This window comes from uncultured Sphingomonas sp., assembly GCF_964244265.1.
In the GTDB taxonomy this organism is placed as follows: domain Bacteria; phylum Pseudomonadota; class Alphaproteobacteria; order Sphingomonadales; family Sphingomonadaceae; genus Sphingomonas.
The window spans coordinates 1-16,974 of record NZ_CAXTHV010000004.1 but is presented as its reverse complement, the minus strand read 5'-3'; the positions used below and the strand labels follow the sequence as shown (position 1 = coordinate 16,974).

Annotated in this window: 16 protein-coding genes and 1 pseudogene; 8 read left to right on the top strand and 9 right to left on the bottom strand. The window is 71.8% G+C overall.

The genetic code is table 11. The features are described 5' to 3' along the window. Positions 1-367: 367 nt before the first annotated feature. The 5 genes from ACFE7K_RS02425 to ACFE7K_RS02405 are packed head-to-tail and all read right to left on the bottom strand — an operon-like array spanning position 368 to position 5,854. Positions 368-2,743: a TonB-dependent receptor domain-containing protein gene (locus ACFE7K_RS02425; RefSeq protein ID WP_375396565.1), complete on the bottom strand. Its 2,376-nt coding sequence runs from the start codon at positions 2,741-2,743 to the stop codon at positions 368-370. Beyond that, positions 2,694-3,644 carry a FecR domain-containing protein gene (locus tag ACFE7K_RS02420; RefSeq protein WP_375396564.1) on the bottom strand — a complete coding sequence of 317 codons (951 nt, stop codon included), beginning with the start codon at positions 3,642-3,644 and terminating at the stop codon, positions 2,694-2,696. The genes ACFE7K_RS02425 and ACFE7K_RS02420 overlap by 50 nt, the downstream gene beginning before the upstream one ends. Beyond that, a complete protein-coding gene (locus ACFE7K_RS02415; RefSeq protein WP_375396652.1) occupies positions 3,641-4,147 on the bottom strand; it encodes an RNA polymerase sigma factor in 507 nt (168 codons plus the stop codon). Before ACFE7K_RS02415 ends, ACFE7K_RS02420 begins: the two co-directional genes overlap by 4 nt. 56 nt (positions 4,148-4,203) lie before the next feature. After that, entirely contained in the window at positions 4,204-5,007 is an 804-nt protein-coding gene (locus tag ACFE7K_RS02410) for a ChbG/HpnK family deacetylase (RefSeq protein ID WP_375396563.1), read from the bottom strand. Further along, on the bottom strand, positions 4,982-5,854 hold the full coding sequence (locus tag ACFE7K_RS02405; RefSeq protein ID WP_375396562.1) for a glycosyltransferase family 2 protein: 873 nt from the start codon (positions 5,852-5,854) through the stop codon (positions 4,982-4,984). The genes ACFE7K_RS02410 and ACFE7K_RS02405 overlap by 26 nt, the downstream gene beginning before the upstream one ends. Positions 5,855-6,011: 157 nt before the next feature. On the opposite strand from ACFE7K_RS02405, the gene ACFE7K_RS02400 reads away from it, so the two are divergent. Next, positions 6,012-6,527 carry a DUF2141 domain-containing protein gene (locus ACFE7K_RS02400; protein ID WP_375396561.1) on the top strand — a complete coding sequence of 172 codons (516 nt, stop codon included), beginning with the start codon at positions 6,012-6,014 and terminating at the stop codon, positions 6,525-6,527. A gap of 6 nt (positions 6,528-6,533) precedes the next feature. Here the strand turns inward: ACFE7K_RS02400 and ACFE7K_RS02395 are convergent, their stop codons facing one another. From ACFE7K_RS02395 to ACFE7K_RS02385, 3 genes are read right to left on the bottom strand one after another with little or no spacing between them, the layout of a single operon-like run. Beyond that, positions 6,534-7,898 carry an LptF/LptG family permease gene (locus ACFE7K_RS02395; protein WP_375396560.1) on the bottom strand — a complete coding sequence of 455 codons (1,365 nt, stop codon included), beginning with the start codon at positions 7,896-7,898 and terminating at the stop codon, positions 6,534-6,536. After that, a complete protein-coding gene (locus ACFE7K_RS02390) occupies positions 7,895-8,809 on the bottom strand; it encodes a hypothetical protein (protein WP_375396559.1) in 915 nt (304 codons plus the stop codon). Before ACFE7K_RS02390 ends, ACFE7K_RS02395 begins: the two co-directional genes overlap by 4 nt. 35 nt (positions 8,810-8,844) lie before the next feature. Further along, positions 8,845-9,642, bottom strand: a complete 798-nt coding sequence (locus ACFE7K_RS02385; RefSeq protein WP_375396558.1) for a DUF2334 domain-containing protein — start codon at positions 9,640-9,642, stop codon at positions 8,845-8,847. 228 nt (positions 9,643-9,870) lie between these two features. Between ACFE7K_RS02385 and ACFE7K_RS02380 the strand changes: the two genes are divergently transcribed. Genes ACFE7K_RS02380 through ACFE7K_RS02365 form a run of 4 tightly spaced genes read left to right on the top strand, consistent with a single transcriptional unit; the run spans position 9,871 to position 13,594 of the window. Further along, positions 9,871-11,028, top strand: coding sequence for a glycosyltransferase (locus ACFE7K_RS02380; protein WP_375396557.1), 1,158 nt, complete (start codon positions 9,871-9,873; stop codon positions 11,026-11,028). Positions 11,029-11,067: 39 nt separating this feature from the next. Continuing rightward, positions 11,068-12,684 carry an NAD(P)/FAD-dependent oxidoreductase gene (locus ACFE7K_RS02375; protein WP_375396556.1) on the top strand — a complete coding sequence of 539 codons (1,617 nt, stop codon included), beginning with the start codon at positions 11,068-11,070 and terminating at the stop codon, positions 12,682-12,684. Next, positions 12,681-13,220, top strand: a complete 540-nt coding sequence (locus ACFE7K_RS02370) for a pseudouridine synthase (protein WP_375396555.1) — start codon at positions 12,681-12,683, stop codon at positions 13,218-13,220. The genes ACFE7K_RS02375 and ACFE7K_RS02370 overlap by 4 nt, the downstream gene beginning before the upstream one ends. After that, positions 13,217-13,594 (top strand): reverse transcriptase-like protein, encoded by a 378-nt coding sequence (locus tag ACFE7K_RS02365; RefSeq protein WP_375396554.1) that lies wholly within the window; start codon positions 13,217-13,219, stop codon positions 13,592-13,594. Before ACFE7K_RS02370 ends, ACFE7K_RS02365 begins: the two co-directional genes overlap by 4 nt. A gap of 92 nt (positions 13,595-13,686) precedes the next feature. Here ACFE7K_RS02365 and ACFE7K_RS02360 read toward each other — a convergent pair whose 3' ends face one another. Further along, positions 13,687-14,382: a PEPxxWA-CTERM sorting domain-containing protein gene (locus tag ACFE7K_RS02360; RefSeq protein WP_375396553.1), complete on the bottom strand. Its 696-nt coding sequence runs from the start codon at positions 14,380-14,382 to the stop codon at positions 13,687-13,689. A gap of 751 nt (positions 14,383-15,133) precedes the next feature. Here ACFE7K_RS02360 and ACFE7K_RS02355 point away from each other — a divergent pair. From ACFE7K_RS02355 to ACFE7K_RS02345, 3 genes and pseudogenes are all read left to right on the top strand, one after another. Then, positions 15,134-16,381: a hypothetical protein gene (locus ACFE7K_RS02355; protein WP_375396552.1), complete on the top strand. Its 1,248-nt coding sequence runs from the start codon at positions 15,134-15,136 to the stop codon at positions 16,379-16,381. A gap of 100 nt (positions 16,382-16,481) precedes the next feature. Further along, positions 16,482-16,727 (top strand): glutaredoxin domain-containing protein, encoded by a 246-nt coding sequence (locus tag ACFE7K_RS02350; RefSeq protein ID WP_375396551.1) that lies wholly within the window; start codon positions 16,482-16,484, stop codon positions 16,725-16,727. Then, positions 16,724-16,974: pseudogene (locus ACFE7K_RS02345) on the top strand (AarF/ABC1/UbiB kinase family protein); the annotation flags it as partial. The gene ACFE7K_RS02350 and the pseudogene ACFE7K_RS02345, both read left to right, overlap by 4 nt.

Here is a 16,974-nt window from a genome sequence, read left to right as displayed (position 1 = left end):
ATGCCTGGTGGCTGGTGCGGTTCGGCCGCCAGTCGACGCCGGGCGGCGTGGACGCGCTCCAGTTTGACCAGTCGACGTCGCCCTCCACCACCCCGCCGGTAGTGGCGCACGCTTTGTCGAGGTTGCGCGCGGCCCCACCACCGCCGCCCCGTGCACCGTCAGCGCGCGAGCGGTTTCCACGCCCAGACCCGCCGAGATGCCGGTGACCAGCACTCGCCTACCCGACAGATCAACGCCCGCAAGCACCTCGCCGTGGTCGTTTCCGCGCCGAACCGCTCCGCCATCCTCGCCTGCTCCCATCGGTAGAGACGGGTGTAGCAGAACCAATGTCAGTCTTCAGCGCGCGGTCCCGCATCGACGCGCCCCCTCACCAGACCGACGACAGGCCCAGCCTGAACGTCCTCGGCTGTAACGGCGTCGTCTGGTCGCGGGCGGCGAGGCCGAAGGGGTTGCCGAAGGCGAAGCGGTTCGCGGTCCGGTCGAACAGATTGTCGACGTTGATCGTCAGCGCGACCGAGCGCCGCCGGACCCCCGCGGAGGCACCGACGGTCGCATAGGCGCCCTGGCTGACATCGAGCAGGTCGCCCGTGCCCAACACCGAGCGGCCGACATAGGTCATCGTCGCAGCCAGCAACGGCGTGAACGGCCGGTCACCGGAGGGTGCATAGTCGATGCTGAGATACCCGCCGAGCGACGGCGTGTCGGCCAGACGCCGGTTGCTGCGCTGCGACTGGTCGGCGATCGGGCCGGTCACCTCGTTGGCGGTGTAGAGAGTCGATCCGCTCAGCGTCAGGCCGGGCCGAACGACCCAGTCGACCGTGCCCTCGATCCCCAGGATCGTGGCGTTGCCCAGGTTGGTGGTGAAGGGTTGCCCCCGGCGGCTGTACAGATCCGCCTGGATTCCCCGCCAGCGCGCCCGCGACACGCTGACCGACAGGTTGATGCCGGTCGGGCCGCGCCGCAGCCGCCGCACGCCGGCCTCGTTCAGGTCGATCGAGTCCGCATCGTAGTTCGCCACCCGCCCCACCCCACGCGCGACCGCGAGCCCGCCGGTGCGAAAGCCCGTCTGATGACGCGCGAACAGCGCCAGGTCGGGCGCGAGACGATAGGACAGCGCGATCGTCGGATCGAGGCGGCGGGTCACCTGGCCCTTCACATACGGCACCGCGCGCGCGAGCTGCGACGGCTCGCTGTCGACCCGCGCCACCGTGTAGCGGCCGCCCAGCGTGACCGACAGGTCGCGCAGCAGCGTCACCGTGCCTTCGCCGAACGCCGACGCCGCGCGCGTGACGTTGCGGACGCCGACGATGTCCGTCTCGTTGCCCGGGCTGCCGGCGGACCGGGCCAACACCGTCCGATCGCTGATCAGCGTCACGCCGGCCAGCCACGATCGCCCCCCCGCCCCCGATCCGGACAGCCGCATCTCGTGCGAGACGAGCAGCTTGTCGGTCTCCAGCCGCAGCGTGGCCGGAACGGTGCTCATGGAAGCGTCGAACGTCTCCGCCATGTCGTAGACGGCGATGCCGGTCGCGGACACGAAGCTGATGCCATCGGCCCAATCCTTCGTGACGACCAGCCGGCCGAAGCCAAAATCGCCGGCGAACGGCTGCGCCAGCGTCGTGCGCCGCGCCAGCGGGCCCTCGTCGGCGAGCGCATACTGGCCGTCGCGCGAGCGCACGTCGTGCATCGCGCCGCTGGCGTCGACGCGCCAGCCGCCGCCCGGCGTCAGCCGCAACGCCAGCCGCCCGCCGGCGATGTCGGAACGATTGACGTCGCGCGCGCCCCGCCCGTGATCGTCGATATAGCCGCCCGCGCTGGCGACATAGCCCACGCCGCGCAGCGCCAGCCGGCCGGGGATGAGCGGCATGTTGATCATCGCCGCCAGATCCTCCCCCGGCGACCCGCCCTGAACGGCGCTGACCCCGACATCGACCGCCGCCGCGACGCGATCGGCCTCGGGCGGATTGGTGGTCAGCCGTACCACGCCGCCGATGCTGCCCGCGCCGTACAGCGTGCCTTGCGGTCCTTCCATCACCTCAATGCCGCGCATGTCGTACAGGCGCAGCCCCGGGTCGGGCGCGGAGGCGCTGAGCTGGACGTCGTCGAGATAGACGCTGACGGTCGACAGCGTGGTGCCGTTAAAGCTGCTGTCGGCGACGCCGCGGATGAAGACCTTGTTGCGGCCCGGGCCGAGCTGGGTGCTCTGAAGCACGGGCAGGATGCGCGTCAGGTCGGTGGTGTCGCCGCTGACCCCGAGCGGGAGGCGGGGCGTGCCGGCGATCAGCGTCAGCGTGCCGGGATAACGGATCAGCGGTACCCGCTGCTTGCTGGCGGTGACCACGACATCGGCGGGCGCGGGCGGCGCGGGTGGCGGCGCGGCTCGGTGCGCCGGGCTGACGACGCGCACCGGGATCGCAACGATTCGATAGCCTCGTCGAGGAATGCCGACGGCCCGGAAGCCGGTGTCGGCCAGAAGACGATCCAGCGCCACGCGCACCGTCATGCGGCCGTTCAGCGCGGGGGTGCGGACAGCGCGAAGCCCAGGCTCGACACTGACGATGTCGACCCCGCCGGCCCGCGCCAGCGTCACCAGCGCGACGTCCAGCGTCGATGGCGAGATCGCGACGACGATCCGCGGCGAGGCATTCGCCGTCAGCGGCAACGCTGCGGCGATCAGCGCCAGCGCAATCGCGCTAGCGCGTCGCCCCCGAACGTGCCGCCAAGACCCACCGATTGCCGTCACGCCGCCACGTCGCCCCGATCAGGTCGGCCAGATGCGGTACATCGCGATCGGCAGCCCCCGTGGGGCGGACTATGCCGGTAAAGGGCTGGCGGGACAAGTCGCCCTCCAGCGCGAGATTGAGTCCGTCGCGTCGCCGCAGCGCGGCGGCGACGTCCGCCAGCGGCGCGCCGTCGAAGCTCAACAGACCTGCCTGCCAGCCGCCGACGCTGTCGGGCGGCACGGCGTCGCGCGTCACGGCCCCCGTCCGCAGGTCGACCGCCGCCGCCTCCCCTTGTTGCAGCCGCACCGCCGTCCCCGAGCGCCGCAGCGCCACCACGCCTTCGGCGACCGCGACCGACAGCATATGCGGCAGGCGCACGACGTCGAAGCGCGTCCCCACATCCTCGATCTCGACATCGCCCGCGTGCAACCGGAACGGCGCGCGCGGGTCGTGGACGACGCGCAGCATCACTTCGCCGCGATCCAGCCGGACCGCCCGGCCCCCGCCCTCGACCCGCAAGGTGGTGCCCCCGTTCATCGCCACCTGCGTGCCGTCAGCCAGCGTCATCGACCGCCGTTCGCCGTCCCGGGTCGCGAACACCTGCGCCGGGCCGGGTCCGAAGGACGACGGCACGACCCAGAGCGCGACGGCGGCGGCGAGGCCGGCACCCCCCGTCGCCGCCAGCCACCGTCGGCGCGGCGGCCAGCGATCGTTGGCCGCCGCCGGCATCGCGAGCGGCCGCGGAAAGGCGACCGCCGCCACCAGGCGATCCTGGCGCGCGACCGCATCGTAGGCGCGCGCGTGGTCGGGATGCTCCTCCAGCCAGGCGACGAAGGTCGGCCACGCCGCCGCCGGCATGGTGTCCTGACGAAGGTGCCAGACGATGGCCTGGTCGATGATGTCGGGTGCGTCGTCGGTCACGGCTGCTCACCCCTTTCAGTTCCAAGACGATGCCCCGCCGGCATATCCTCACCAGGTAGCGCCGCGCGCGCGTGAATCAGGCGCAAGGCCCGCTGCAACAGCTTCTCGACGCCGCTGACGCTGATGCCGAGTTGCTCCGCGATTGCCCGTTGCGGGCGTTGCTCGATACGGAACAGGCGCAGCGCGGTCGCCATGCGCTCGGGCATGTCGTCGATCGCCGCCTGCACCGCGCGCAGTTCGTCGCGCGCGATCAGCGTCCGTTCCGCGTCGGGCAGCTCCGCCGCGCCCGGCTGCGCCTCCAGCCAGCCGGCCTCCCGCGCGCCGCGACGGCCGGCGGCAATGCGCCGGTCGGTGGCGAGGTTGGCGGCGGCGCGGTAGAGAAAGGCGGCGGGCTGGCCGATCGGCTGCTCGGCCAGGCGATCGATCTTCAGCCACAGTTCCTGATAGGCGTCCTCGGCGTCGTCCCGGCTGCCGAGCCGGGCCGTGAGCAGCCGCAGCAGCATCGGCCGCTCGGCGAGGAACACGGCGCGCAGCCCGCCCTCCGCCTCGGCACGATCGCTCAAGCGGGAAAGGCCAGGCCGGCGGCGGCGGCCAGCGCCGCGACGGGCAGAGCGTGCAGCGCCGCCGCCTCGCCCCGCCGCGCCGCCGCGATGCCGTCGCCCTCCCGCTCCCCGGCGCCCGGGTGGCACATCACGACGTGCAACGCGCCGGGTCGCCGCAGGAAGCGCGGGAACAGCGCGCCATAGTCGCCGGCGAAACCGTAATGGCCGGCGAAGCCGTCGTTGCAGCGCAGGCCGTGCCGCGCCGCCGCCCGCCCCAGGCCGCGCGCGTGGAAGGCGCTGCCGATCGCCTTGCCCAGGAACGGCCGCGCCGCCATCGCCCGGAGCGAGTCGCTGCAGACGCGCACCCAGGCGTCCGGCGCGCGGCTGGCCGTCTCGGCGAGCACGATCTCACGAATCCCGGGCAGCGTGTGGGCGTGCTGATGCGCGTCGACGAAGTCGGGGGGGCGACCCATCGCCGCGACGAAGGCGTCGAACTGCGCGGCGACCTCGCCCGCGATCTCGGCCAGCGGCACGCGGCGCAGCATCGCGCGGACCGTCAGCGGGTCGATGTCGGGCAAGGTTCCCGCCGGCGCCAGCCCCGGTATGACGGTCAAGGGCTGTTCCTGCGTCAGCGTCAGGTGCAGCCCGACCTGCACCGTCGGCGGCAGGTCTGCGAGCAGCGCCGCGTCGCGGGGCCAGCCGGGCATCAGCGTCATGCACCCCGTCGCGTTGAGCTTGCCCGCTCGTGCCAGCGCGGCGATCGTCTCGCTGACCTCGCGGGAAAAGGCGAAGTCGTCAGCGCACAGGATGAGCCGTGGCAAGCGCCTGTCCTCCACCATCCTGACCTACACGCTCCCGCATTCCGACACTCGCCAGCCGGCGGCGCGTCAGCCGGCCTGCGAGGAAGCGATAGAAGAACCAGTCGCCCGCCCGGCCGGCCGCGAAACCGTAGAGCAGTCGTTCCAGCAACGTCCAGCGAATCGACGGCCGGTCGCGCTCGCGCGGCGACGGCACGCACCACAGGTCGCGCGCATAGCGCATCGCCCCGAACCGGCGCAGGCGGTGGAATATCTCGTGATCCTCCAGCACGAACCGCCACAATCGCGGATCGAAGCCGCCGGCCGCGCGCAGGGCGTCGGTGCGGAAGCACTGGCCCGCCCCGCCGGCGTGGCACAGCCGCGGCATCAACGCGCCCGCCGCGACGATCTTCGCGGCCTCAACCCCCGCCGCCAAGCCGCCGGCGTCGGGCGCGACGAAGAACGCGCCGGCGGCGACGCAATTGTCCCGCTCCAGCAGGCGCTCGGCCGCGCGGAGATAATGCGGCGGATAGAGGGTGTCGGCATCGCAGGTCGCGACATACGGCGTGTGCACCGCGGCGAGCCCGGTGCGCAACGCGGCGATCTTGCCCGGCTCCCGCTCAGTGACGAGACGCGCCGCGAGGTCGTGCGCGCGCGCCGCCTGGCGCGCGACGTCGGCGCTGTCGTCGGTCGACCCGTTGTCGACCAGGAGCAGGTCGAAGGGCACGCCCTGCCGGGCAAGGCTGGCGATGGTCGCGGGTAGATAGTCGCGCTCGTTGAAGAAGGGAATCAGCACGGTCCAGCGCACCGCCGCGGCGGGCGACGCGTCGGCGCTTTCGGCCAGGCGGTGCCGCTCGAGATCAAGATACATGCCGGTCGCGACGCCCCTTCCTGCCGATAGACGACGCCGGCGGCACCGATCCGCACCTGGCGCCCGCTTTTTTCCTCGGTCGTCTTTCCTGGCAGGTCAGTGCGGATCGGCCGTCGCGGCGGCGTCAATACGGCGAGACCCAGAAGAGGACCTGACCATGTCGATGCGCCTGGCGCTTGCCCTGCCCCTGCTCGTTCTTGCCGCCGCCGCCGCGTCCGCCGAGGTGACGCGGGACGAGGACGCCGGCTGGTGCCGCGCCGGCCGCGGGCCCGCGATCCAGGTCAACGTGTCGGGGCTGAAGGACCGCAGCGGCGAGGTGTGGCTGGAGCTCTATCCCGACAATGAAGCCGACTTCCTGCGCGACGACACCGCGCTGATCGCCGAGGGCAAGGTATTCCGCCGCACCCGCACGCGCCCCCTGCCGGCCGGGGAGACGACGATCTGCGTGCGGGTGCCGCATCCCGGCCGCTACGCGCTGCTGTTGCGCCACAACCGCAACGGCAAGGACAAGTTCTCCTTTTGGAGCGATGGCGTCGGCTTTCCGGGCAACCAGACCATCGGCCGGTCGCGGCCGAAGTTCGCGCAGGCGTGGATCGACGCCGGGGCGGGCGTCACGGTAAAGACCATTCAGCTACAATATCTCCACGGCCTGCGCGGCTTCGCGCCGAGCTGATCGCGGTCAGCGGTTGCGGAAGCCGACGGGCTGGAGGGCGGGAACGGGCGTCCCGCCCATACCGCGTGCCGTGAAGCGGCGCGCGAGGCGCCCGATCGGCGCGCCGATCAAGAACAACCTTGGCAGCACCGCGATCGTCCGTTCGATGAAGAGGTCGATCGCGCCATCGCCGTGACGACGCACCAGCCGGCTCAGCCCCCATGCCGCCGCGGTCCACGCCGCCAGATGCAGCGCATTCGCCAACAGCGCGTGCGCCGCCCAGCGGTCCTCGACCAGCGCCGCCGTCTGCAGATGGAGCACGATCAGCCCGACACCGACCAGCAGCGCCGGGCCGCCGGGGCGGCGACGCGGCGGCACCCCGACCGCGATGGCGATCCAGGGCAGTAACAGACAGAATATCGCCCCCTCGACCCGCCCGAGCAGCGCCGCCCCGGCCGCGTCCCGGACGGCCGCCGGCCCCGCCCCCGACGTCAGTCGCCACAATGCCGCTCCGTCCAGCCGATCGAGCCGGTGGCGCAGATTGCCGGCGACGAGCTTGAGACCGGGCGGGCGACCGTGCAGCGTCAGCGCGCCGAAACTCATCTGCCGGACGGAGCCATCCGCCCGGGTCTCGATGCTCGTCCCTTCCGTCAGCCGCAACGCGATGCCGCCCTGCCCGTCCGACGCCACGTTCGCCCGCGCCGCGGTGATGACCGTCGCATCGCGCCGGATCACGATGCCGGTCAGTTCGCCCGGCGCGTCGGCCGCGATCCCGTCCGCGACCAGCGTCGTCTCGGCGTCGAGCCGCACCGGCTCGCGGAGCGGCAGCACCACGCCATGCGCGCCGGTGGCGATGTCCTTGTAGAGCGCGTCCAGCCGCTGCTCGCCGCGCGGACGCAGCTCCAGGCCGTTCCACAGCAGCGCCACGGCGGCGAGCAGCGCCAGCGCGAGCGGGGCGGCCATGATCCGGGCCGGCGCCAGGCCGGCCGTCGCGAAGACCTGCCATTCGCCACGCAGCGCCAGGCTCCGCGCGGTCAGCGCGACCGCGAGCAGGGTTGCAACCGGCAGGGCGATCGCGAGATGCTCCGGGACGAGGTCGGCACTGAGGTTCCACAGCAATGCCCAAGGCGTATCGGTATGGCTGAGGTCGGCGGCCAGGCGCGGCCCGTTTTCCAGCGTCATGATGACGACCACGATCGCGATCACCGCCGCGAAGCGCAGCGCGGCCTGACGAAAGAGATAGCGGTCGATCGTGGCGATCCGCCAGATATGGCGCGCCTGCGATCGCGGCCGCGACACCACCCGGGCGCGTGGCAGACGCAGCAGGATGCCCCAGCGCTCCGCCGGCGCGGGAGCCGCCTTGGCGGTGGACCAGAGGGCGAGCGCGCTCACGACCGCACCGCGCGGGGTGCGAACTGCGCCGCATAGACGAGCGCGCCGACGATCAGATGGGCCGCGACGATCAGGCCCGACACCGTCGCGACCACCGCCGTCACGCCGCCGGCCTCGCCGAGCAGCAGCAACGCCATGCCCGCGAACATCAGATCCTTGTTGGCGACCAGCGGCAGGCGCGACATCATCAGCCGCAACGTGGCGAGCAGCATCCAGCTACCCAGCGGCACCGACGGCAGCAACAGATGCCACATCAGCGCGGTCAGCCCGACATGGAGAACGATCCGCACCCCATGCACCGCGAACACCGTCCGCAGCGCGGGCGCCGACAGCGAGAATACCGCGCGGCGGAACAGGAACAGCGCCAGCGAGATGGCGATGACGATCGCCACCGACCCGCCAAACGCCTTCGCGCCCGGCAGCAGGGCGAGCTTGGCCAGCGTCGGCGCGGTCGCTGCCATCATCGCCAGCGTGGCGATATTGCCCGCCAGCGCCGACAGCACGGCCACGTCCTTGACCGCGCCGAACGGCGAGCCGGTCATCGCGACGTGGCGACGCGCCCACAGATAGAACTGCGCCTCGCCCGAATAGCTAAACAGCAGCTCGTTCGAGACCTCCTTGCGGAGCAGCGCCAGCGCCCCGGACGGGGGCAGCCGCCACAACTGGTGGAAGATCACCCATTCGCACGCCGGGCTCGCCAGATAGGCGAGCACGAAGACCGCCCAGAAAGCCGGCGAGCCGGAAGCATGCGCGCTGAGTCCGTCGAACCCGCCATGCCCGAGCCCGTGCGCGACCAATGCCAATATCGCCACCGAGAAGGCGGCGCCCGCCCAGCTCGCTGCCCGTTCGCGCCAGTCAGGCGCCAGGCCGGCGGCGGGCGGGCCGACGATCGCGACGGCGTCCAAGGGCACGGAGTCGAACGGTGCGGCAAGGGCGATCGCGTTGCTCAATGGTCGGCTCTCAACGATGGGGAGAAGGATGGCGTAACGGGCGCGGGGGGCGCCGGGGCGAAGTCGTGGACCAGGTCGGCGTAGCGCGAGCCGACCCGCTGTCGCGCGAGCGCGGCGACGGTCGCGGTGATACTTCGGCGCACCGGGTCGGAGCCGCAATCGCCGGGATGGACGGCGACGCGCATCACGCGCGGCCCGGGCAGGCGTCGCGCCAGCGCCGCGACGGCCAGCGACGATCGTTCGCGCGCCGGGGTGCGCGTCGCCCAGGTGATGACGGGCGACCGCGCCAGCACGGCGTCGTCGGTCGGCCGCCACACCTTCCAATGGTCCTCGGCGATCGCGATGCCCTGCGCCGCCATCGCCCGGTGCGTGCCGGGGCCGTAGAGCCACGCCGGGGCGACGAAGCCGGCGATCGACCGCCCGCAGACCTCCTCGATCAGCGCCCGCCCCGCCGCGATCCGCGCCGCCGCCGCCGTCGCGTCGAGCCCCAGGAACTCGCCCTCGCCCGCCGTCAGATGCCGCGCCTTGAACCGGGCGAAAGCCGAGCGATGGGGGGTCTCGTCGCGGTGGACCGAGCCGTGCAGGAACATCTCGACCCCGGCCTCGGCCCAGTCGCGCAGGCGTGTGGCGAAGCGCGACCCAGGCCGAATCGGTGCCTCCCGCCAGAAGTCGGGCACCACCAGCATCGCGATCCGCTGCCCCCCCGCTGCGGTCAGCAGATCGTGCAGCCGGTCGATCGCCGTCTCGAAGCGGGGCGACACGTCGTGGATCGACAGCAGCAGACGCGGGGACACCGCGCTGCCGGAAACCCTTGTCTGTTCACGCTCGGTCATCACCAGGATGACGACCCCGACCGGACCGACCCTCAGCTAGCAACGAAAAAAATTGCGAAATGGCCGGAACCAAACGCGATCTGGTGTGGAAACGCATTGCCGGCGGCGTCTTTCAGCCAGACGCCAAGGAACCCCGATGCCCGCCGCCCACCGCTATTCGACCTCGCCCGGCACGATCGGTCGTCCCGCATGAGGATCGTCGACGTTTGCGCCTTCTACACCCCGCATGGCGGGGGCGTGAAAACCTATATCGACCGCAAGCTCGCCGCCGGGACCGCGGCGGGGCATGAGATCGTCGTGATCGCGCCCGGCGAGCGCGATGCGGTGGAGGAACGGTTCCCCGGCGCCCGGATCGTCTGGCTCGCCTCGCCGCCGCTGCCCTTCGATCGGCGCTATCGCTATTTCCATGACGAGGCGGCGCTGCACGGCGCGCTCGACCGGGTACGCCCGGCGATGATCGAAGCCTCGTCGCCCTGGTCGAGCGCGGCGATGGTCGGTCGCTGGCAGGGCAGCGCGCCGCGCGCGCTGGTGATGCACGCCGACCCGCTGTCGGCCTATGCCTATCGCTGGTTCGGCGGCCTTGCGAGCATCAACATGATCGATCGCGGCTTTGCCCGATACTGGAACCATCTGCGCCGGCTCGACGCGGCCTACGACCTGATCGTGAGCGCCAGCGGCAACCTGACCGACCGGCTGCGGGCGGGCGGCGTGACGCGGGCGACCACGGTGCCGATGGGGGTCGAGCCGGGGCTCTTTTCGCCTGGATTTCGGGATGCCGACCTGCGCGCGGGGCTGCTGCGGCGCTGCGGTCTCGGGCCGGACGCCACCCTGCTGGTCGGCGTCGGCCGCTATTCGGCGGAGAAGCGCTGGGGCATGGTCATCGACGCCGTCCATGCCGCCGGTACGCAACGGTCGATCGGCCTGGTGCTGATCGGCGACGGCCGTGGTCGCCGGGGGTTGGTGGCCAGGGCGGCCGGATCGCCCCATGTGGTGGTCGGCGAGGCGATCCGCGACCGGACGACGCTGGCGCGCACGATGGCGAGCGCCGACGCGCTCGTCCATGGCTGCGAGGCGGAAACCTTCTGCATGGTCGCGGCGGAGGCCCGCGCGAGCGCCCTGCCGCTGATCGTGCCCGACCGGGGCGGTGCCGCCGACCACGCCCGGGGGGCTGACGATCGCCGTTACCGCGCAGCCGACGGCGCGTCGCTGCGCGACACCATCGTCGCGTTCGCAGGCAGGCAGGTGGCAACGAGGGTGCCGGACGCCCCGCGCACGATGGACGACCATTTCGACGAGCTCTTCGCCGCCTATGCCGATTTGCGAGCGCCGGCGGTTTTAGCCGCCTGACACAATGACGATCGCCGGCCTTCCCTGTAAGGAGGGTCGATGATACGCCTGAGTGAGTTGAAACTGCCGCTGCATCATGCGGATGAGGCGTTGGCGGCGGCGATCTGCAAGCGGCTCCGCGTCACGCCCCGCGACCTGATTCGTTACGCGGTCGCGCGCCGGGGCCACGACGCGCGCGACAAGACCAATATCGCGCTGGTGTATTCGGTCGACGTCTCGCTAAAGAACGAAGCGACCGTGCTCGCCCGCTTCCGGCGCGACCGTGACGTCCAGCTTACGCCGGACACCCGCTACCACCATGCGATCACCGCCCCCGCCGGCGCCCGCCGGCCGGTGGTAATCGGCGCCGGCCCCTGCGGTCTGTTCGCCGCGCTGATCCTGGCACAGGCGGGGTTCCGCCCGATCGTGCTGGAACGCGGCAAGGTGGTGCGGGAGCGGACCAGGGACACCTGGGGCCTGTGGCGGCGCGGTGTCCTCGACCCGGAATCGAACGTCCAGTTCGGCGAGGGCGGCGCGGGCACCTTTTCCGACGGCAAGCTGTACAGCCGCATCAAGGATCCCCGGCACCTCAATCGCAAGGTGATGACCGAGTTCGTCAAGGCCGGCGCGCCGCCCGAGATCCTGACCGAGGCGCACCCGCATATCGGCACCTTCCGCCTCGTCACCATGGTCGAGAGCCTGCGCGCGTCGATCGAGGCGCTGGGCGGCGAATATCGCTTCGCCACGCGCGTCGACGGACTGGACATCGAACCGGGCCCGGACGGAGAGCGTCGGCTGCGCGGCCTGCACCTGCACGATGGCGAGTATCTCGCGGCCGATCATGTCGTCCTCGCCGTCGGCCACAGCGCGCGGGACAGCTTCGCGATGCTCCAGGCGGCGGGCGTACAGGTCGAGGCCAAGCCCTTCTCGATCGGCGTCCGCATCGAACATCCGCAATCGTGGATCGACCGGTCGCGCTTCGGCCACGAGGCGGGCAACCCCATCCTCGGCGCCGCGGAATACCATATCGCGCACCACTGCGCCGACGGGCGCACCGTCTACAGCTTCTGCATGTGCCCCGGCGGCACCGTCGTCGCGGCCACGTCGGAGGAGGGCCGGGTCGCCACCAATGGCATGAGCCAATATTCGCGCAACGAGCGCAACGCCAACTCGGGCTTCGTCGTCGCGATCGACCCGGCGCGCGACTTTCCGGGCGACCCGCTCGCCGGCATCGCGCTGCAACGGCATTGGGAGGAGCGCGCCTTCGTCGCGGGCGGATCCAACTACAAGGCGCCCGCGCAGCGGGTCGGCGACTTTCTCGCCGGCCGGCCCTCGACGACGCTGGGGTCGGTGGTGCCCTCCTACAAGCCGGGCGTGCAGCCGACCGACCTGTCGCTCTGCCTGCCCTACTTCGCGGTCGCGGCGATGCGCGAGGCGCTGCCGGTGTTCGGCCGCCAGATCAGGGATTACGACCATCCCGACGTGGTGATGACCGGCGTCGAGACGCGCACCTCCTCGCCCGTCCGCTTCACGCGCGGCGAGGACGGGCAGAGCCTCAACACCGCCGGGCTGTTCCCCGCCGGCGAGGGTGCTGGCTATGCCGGGGGCATCCTCTCCGCCGCGGTGGACGGCATCAGGGCGGCGGAGGCGGTCGCGCGCAGCCTCGCGGCGGCATGACGCTGGTGCTGTTCAACAAGCCGTTCGGTGTGCTCAGCCAGTTCACCGACCGGGGCACGCCGACCACCCGCCCGACATTGTCCGATTACATCGACCTGCCCGGCATCTATCCCGCCGGCCGGCTCGACCGCGACAGCGAAGGGCTGCTGCTGCTCACCGACGACGGGCGGTTGCAGGCGCGGATCGCCGACCCTCGGTTCAAGCTGCCCAAGACCTATCTCGTCCAGGTCGAAGGCGAGCCCGACGCGGCCGTGCTGGCGCTGTTGCGGGCAGGCATCGACCTGAACGACGGGCCGACCCGTCCAGCCGAGGTGGAGCGCATCGACGCGCCCGCGCTCTGGCCGCGCGACCCGCCCGTCCGCTTCCGTCTGCGCGTGCCCGATTGCTGGCTGCGGCTCACCATTCGCGAAGGCCGCAACCGGCAGGTGCGCCGGATAACGGCGGCGGTCGGCCATCCGACCTTGCGGTTGGTGCGCTGGAGCATCGGCACGTGGACGCTGGCCGACCTGCCGCCGGGCACGCACCGCACGGCATGAAGATATTCTTCGACGGGGGCTTCCGCCCCGCGACCGGCATGGAGCTAGCGGTGGTTGCCGGCGGCCGCGGCCATATCGAGCGCGAGCTCGGACCCGGCAGCAGCATGGCGGCGGAATGGCTGGCGCTGATCGCGGCGATACGGCTCGCCTTGACGCTGGAATTGACCGACGTGTTGCTGCTCGGCGATGCGGCCGCGGTCATCGCGCAGGCGAATGGCCTGGTCCGCGTGCCGCCCGCCTGCCGCGATCACTTCGACGTCTGGACCCGCATTCCACGTCCGCCCGGCCGCGTGCGCTTGCGGTACGTCAAGAGGACACAAAATCTCGCGGGCATCGCCTTGCCGAGGCTGCGTGACGGACGGACGTCGGAATAACGGCCATCCCGCAGATGCGCCAAGCTGGACACATGGCCTACCATCAAGCTCCGCCGAAGTCGGGAGCGGGTCGGGCGATCGCGGAGCGGCGTTCAGGCGAACCTGCCAAGGGACGAGGCCTTCGGCCGCCGCCGCATGGCGTAGCCCATGCCGCCGAACCCCAGCAGCATCATGCCCCAGGTGGCCGGCTCCGGCACCGCGCCGCCGACCTGCGCACGAAGCGATAGACGGTATAGCTGGTTTGCGTCGGTCGCGGCGCTGGCGGCGGGATCGACCAGCTCCAGCGTCCAGTCCGAGCCGTTCAGGCTCGTTCCGTCGCTGAAGGTGACGTCGATCCGGAGCAGATCGCCGACGAGCCAAGGCCGGATGTCAACGACAGCGTTGGCGCAGCCCGGCCCCTCCGGGTCGATCGAGTAACGGAAGCTGTCGCCCGGATCGAAACTGGTCAGCGTATAGCCCACGCCGGCGGTGCAGCCGTCGTTCGGGTTGAAGGACGCCTCCTGTCCCTCGGTCAGCGTGCGCGCGCCACCGGCCGGATTGAGGATCTCATAGGGCGTTCCGGTTGGCCCGACATAGACATAGTCGATCGGCGGGCCGTTCGACAGGCGCAGCGCGCTGATCTGGAACCCGGGGTCAGACAGGTTTGTGAAGGTGAAGATGGGGGCGGAGAAAGCGACCCCCGCCTCACTGCGCGCGGTCACGTCCAGCGCCACCGTCGCGGCATCGGCCGCGCCTGCCATCACGAGTGCGGCCAGTCCCACGACCCAACGAACGTTTCCGATGCCCATGTCTTTTCCCCCGAATGTCCCGGACAGGTCGTCCGTGCCATGGCAGCTATGGCGGCGTCGCCGGGCCGATCACCCCCATTTGGGGTATGACCGTCCAGACAATTGCGGCATCGGTGCGTGCCGAAATGGGAAGCCCGGGCGACACATGGCTGGACCGGCTGCGCCGTCGCGATCGCGCGATCTCGCCCGTCGCCCTGTTGCTCGACGATCCGCAGGCGCTGGAACAGGCACTGGAGCAGCAGCCGGACGACCTCCTGGTTGCGATCGAGGCCGCTGTCGCGCAGGCGTCGGGCAGCCATGTCGCTCTGGTCGGCGAATCCTTCGCGTCCGCCGCCTGTGACAGCGCGGGGCGGCTGGTGGCGGTCGACGCACGGTTTCGCGACTGGCTGGGCGAGGCCGGGCTGCTGGAAAGCGTCGTGCGCGATGTCACCGGCGAGCAGGCGCGCCTCACCGTCGTGGCGGAGGACGGCCGGGGCCGGCCCGTCGCGCTCGCCGCCGCGCGCTGGTCGCCGGCCCGCCGCTGGCCGCTGTCGCACGCGGTCGCGGCGGCGCTGCGCGCCGGCACGGCCTCGTACGCCGTGGTCGCGTTCCGCCCCGGCGCCGACGGCTGGCTGCGTGCGGGCCGGGCGTTCGGCCTGACCCGGGCCGAGCTTCGCATCGCGGAGGCGCTGGCGCGGCATGGCGAGCTGAAACGCACCTGCACGGCGCTCGGCATCGCCTACGAAACGGCCGCAAGCTGCTCGCCGCGATCATGCGCAAGGTCGGCGCGAAGCGGCAGGCGGACGCGCTGGGGGCGCTGCTGGCGGTGGTGGCGGGCGACGCCGGGACGCGGCGCGACATGCCGCGTCTGCTCGCCGACCTGTTCATGCTGACCGATCGGCAGGCGAAGCTGGCGCTGGCGATCGCTAACGGCGCGACGCGCGAGGAGGCTGCGGGCCGGCTCGGCATCTCCCTCCACGCCGGGAAGGACGCGCTGCGCGTCGTCTTCGACGCCTGCGGGGTCGGCAATGCCGCCGATCTCGGGCGCCTGCTAGCGGAAATCCACGCCTTGGCCGGACTGGCGAGCGCGTGCGACGTCGAGGTCGACGCGCGGCTCGCGCGCGAACCGTTGCGGCTGGTGCGGCGGCGCTGGGCGGATGGCCATGTCGCGGTCAGCGACCATGGCCCGGCGGACGGCCGGGCGGTGCTTTATTGTCATGCACAGATGCAGGGGCGGCACCTGCCACGCGTCACGGTAAGGGCGCTGCAGGCGGCGGGGCTGCGGCCGATCGCGGTCGAGCGCGCCGGCTTCGGCCTCAGCGACTGGGTGGAGGGCGACTTCGCCGTGACCGCGATGCGCGACCTGATCGACGTGCTCGACGCGCTAGAGGTCGATGCGCCGCACGTGCTGGCGCGCGGCGGCATCACGCCGCTGCTGCGGCTGTTCGCGGAGCAGCCGGGCCGTATCGCCGGCGGGCTGCTGCTCGGCGCCGGGATGCCGCTGTCGCACGACCGGCCGCGCGCCGGGCCGGCCGGGCTGTCGAAGCGGCTGGTATTCGACCATCCGCGCTTCATGGCGCCAGTCGTGCGCGCGCTGACCGACCGCACCAGCAACGAAGACGCGGTGCGGCTACATCGCCAGATCGTGCGCGGCTCGGTCGCCGATATGCGCGTGCTCGACGATGCCGAGCTGTGCGCCGACATCATCCGCGCCGCCCGGCAGGCCGCGATCGGCTGCGAGGGCTTGCTGCGCGAGAGTATCGCGCATGTGCGCGGAGTGCAGCCGCAGCCGCTGAAATGCGGCGCCGGGTGGCGGGTCATGGTCGGCGCGTGCGACCCGATGTTCGACGCCGATCTGACCGGCGCTTATTGGACGGGCGTCCTGCCCGGCGCGACCGTCACGCTGGTGCCCGACGGCGGCCGCTGGCTCCATGCGAGCCATCCCGAGCTGGTGGCGGCGGCGATGCGCACCCTGATCGAGCAGGGTCCCAAGCCGACAGCATCCGATTGCTCCCCTTGACACAATCAAGAGCGGAGCTGGTCATCGTGGCAAGGTGGAACGTCGGCGGCGTTGCTTCGCTATGCCCGCAACGGACATTGGCGTCCGACGGAGTGCCGCGATGAGCGAGACGAAGACCGCGACGCTGTACCGCATGGTGCTGCCCGACCACATTTGCCCGTTCGGCGTGCGTGCCAAGGCGATGCTCGAAGAGGCCGGGTTCGCGGTCGACGAGCATATCCTTGCGTCGCGCGACGAGGTGGACGCGTTCGAGGCGAAGCACGGCGTCGACACCACGCCGCAGATCTTCATCCATGGCGAGCGGATCGGCGGCAGCGACGACCTTGAGCGCTACCTCGCGGGGTGACCGACGACGACGAGACGGCGTCCGCCATCGATCCCGGGCGCGCCGTCCCGAGCGGTCGCCTGGCGCGACTCGGCGCGTTCGGGCGGCTGGCGGGCGGGGTCGCCGGCGGCATGGTGGCGGAGGGCGCGCGGCGGCTGGCGGCGGGCGAGCGGCCACGGCTGGGCGACCTGATCCTCACCCCGGCGAACGCCGCGCGGGTCGCCGATCGACTCTCGCACCTGCGCGGCGCGGCGATGAAGCTGGGGCA